The sequence below is a fragment of the Cupriavidus oxalaticus genome (assembly GCF_038900635.1).
In the GTDB taxonomy this organism is placed as follows: Bacteria; Pseudomonadota; Gammaproteobacteria; order Burkholderiales; family Burkholderiaceae; genus Cupriavidus; species Cupriavidus oxalaticus_B.
On sequence record NZ_JAYMRX010000059.1, the window covers coordinates 1 to 2763 of the forward strand.

Here is a 2763-nt window from a genome sequence, read left to right on the forward strand (position 1 = left end):
GTGGCACAAGGCGACGATCAACCAGGTGAAACACACTGGTTATAGGATCAAGCCTTACGGGCAATTAGTACTGGTTAGCTTAACGCATTACTGCGCTTCCACACCCAGCCTATCAACGTCCTGGTCTCGAACGACCCTTCAAGGAGGTCAAGCCTCCAGGGAATCCTCATCTTCAGGCGAGTTTCCCGCTTAGATGCTTTCAGCGGTTATCTCTTCCGTACATAGCTACCCTGCGATGCCTCTGGCGAGACAACAGGTACACCAGCGGTACGTCCACTCCGGTCCTCTCGTACTAGGAGCAGCCCCCGTCAAGATTCCAACGCCCACGGCAGATAGGGACCAAACTGTCTCACGACGTTTTAAACCCAGCTCACGTACCTCTTTAAATGGCGAACAGCCATACCCTTGGGACCGGCTACAGCCCCAGGATGAGATGAGCCGACATCGAGGTGCCAAACACCGCCGTCGATATGAACTCTTGGGCGGTATCAGCCTGTTATCCCCAGAGTACCTTTTATCCGTTGAGCGATGGCCCTTCCATTCAGAACCACCGGATCACTATGTCCTGCTTTCGCACCTGCTCGACTTGTCGGTCTCGCAGTTAAGCACGCTTTTGCCATTGCACTTTAGGTACGATGTCCGACCGTACCAAGCGTACCTTCGAACTCCTCCGTTACACTTTGGGAGGAGACCGCCCCAGTCAAACTGCCTACCATGCACTGTCCCCGACCCGGATTCACGGGCCAAGGTTAGAACCTCAAACAAACCAGGGTGGTATTTCAAGGACGGCTCCACGTGAACTAGCGTCCACGCTTCAAAGCCTCCCACCTATCCTACACAGATCGGTTCAAAGTCCAATGCAAAGCTACAGTAAAGGTTCATGGGGTCTTTCCGTCTAGCCGCGGGGAGATTGCATCATCACAAACACTTCAACTTCGCTGAGTCTCGGGAGGAGACAGTGTGGCCATCGTTACGCCATTCGTGCAGGTCGGAACTTACCCGACAAGGAATTTCGCTACCTTAGGACCGTTATAGTTACGGCCGCCGTTTACCGGGACTTCAATCAAGAGCTTGCACCCCATCATTTAATCTTCCGGCACCGGGCAGGCGTCACACCCTATACGTCCACTTTCGTGTTTGCAGAGTGCTGTGTTTTTATTAAACAGTCGCAGCCACCATTTTATTGCAACCCCTTCACCCTTCTGGCGCAGGCCAGTCAAGCTACCAGGGCGTACCTTATCCCGAAGTTACGGTACCAATTTGCCGAGTTCCTTCTCCCGAGTTCTCTCAAGCGCCTTAGAATACTCATCTCGCCCACCTGTGTCGGTTTGCGGTACGGTCTCGTATGACTGAAGCTTAGAGGCTTTTCTTGGAACCACTTCCAATTGCTTCGCAGCACTAGGCCGCTCGCCCCACACTCTTGAATTCCGCGCCCGGATTTGCCTGAGCGCCTTCTCCAATGCAGGGACCGGGACTTCCAACACCCGGACAACCTTCCGCGATCCGTCCCCCCATCGCATCATACGACGGTGCAGGAATATTAACCTGCTTCCCATCAGCTACGCATCTCTGCCTCGCCTTAGGGGCCGACTCACCCTACGCCGATGAACGTTGCGTAGGAAACCTTGGGCTTACGGCGAGGGGGCCTTTCACCCCCTTTATCGCTACTCATGTCAGCATTCGCACTTCTGATACCTCCAGCATCCTTTACAAGACACCTTCACAGGCTTACAGAACGCTCTCCTACCACGCACTTGCGTGCGTCCGCAGCTTCGGTATATAGCTTAGCCCCGTTACATCTTCCGCGCAGGACGACTCGATCAGTGAGCTATTACGCTTTCTTTAAAGGGTGGCTGCTTCTAAGCCAACCTCCTGACTGTTTTAGCCTTCCCACTTCGTTTCCCACTTAGCTATATTTGGGGACCTTAGCTGGCGGTCTGGGTTGTTTCCCTCTTGACACCGGACGTTAGCACCCGATGTCTGTCTCCCGTGATTGCACTCTTCGGTATTCGGAGTTTGCTATGGCGGGGTAATCAGCAATAGACCCCCCAACCATGACAGTGCTCTACCCCCGAAGGTGAGACACGAGGCACTACCTAAATAGTTTTCGGAGAGAACCAGCTATTTCCAGATTTGTTTAGCCTTTCACCCCTATCCACAGCTCATCCCCTAACTTTTCAACGTTAGTGGGTTCGGTCCTCCAGTACGTGTTACCGCACCTTCAACCTGGCCATGGATAGATCATCTGGTTTCGGGTCTACACCCAGCGACTCAACGCCCTGTTCGGACTCGCTTTCGCTACGCCTTCCCTAATCGGTTAAGCTTGCCACTGAATGTAAGTCGCTGACCCATTATACAAAAGGTACGCCGTCACCCCTTACGAGGCTCCGACTGTTTGTATGCATGCGGTTTCAGGATCTATTTCACTCCCCTCCCGGGGTTCTTTTCGCCTTTCCCTCACGGTACTGGTTCACTATCGGTCGATCACGAGTATTTAGCCTTGGAGGATGGTCCCCCCATCTTCAGACAGGATTTCACGTGTCCCGCCCTACTTGTCGTACACCTAGTTCCACAACGCTGTTTTCGCATACAGGGCTATCACCTGCTATGGCCGGGCTTTCCATCCCGTTCTGCTAACAATGCTGCTAAAGAGTACAAGGCTCTTCCCATTTCGTTCGCCACTACTTTGGGAATCTCGGTTGATTTCTGTTCCTGCAGCTACTTAGATGTTTCAGTTCGCCGCGTTCGCTTCCCACACCTATG

Annotated in this window: 1 rRNA gene; it reads right to left on the minus strand. The window is 53.2% G+C overall.

What is annotated here, in order from left to right:
* Positions 1–43: 43 nt before the first annotated feature.
* A 23S ribosomal RNA gene (locus VSR71_RS34890) occupies positions 44–2763 on the minus strand; the annotation flags it as partial.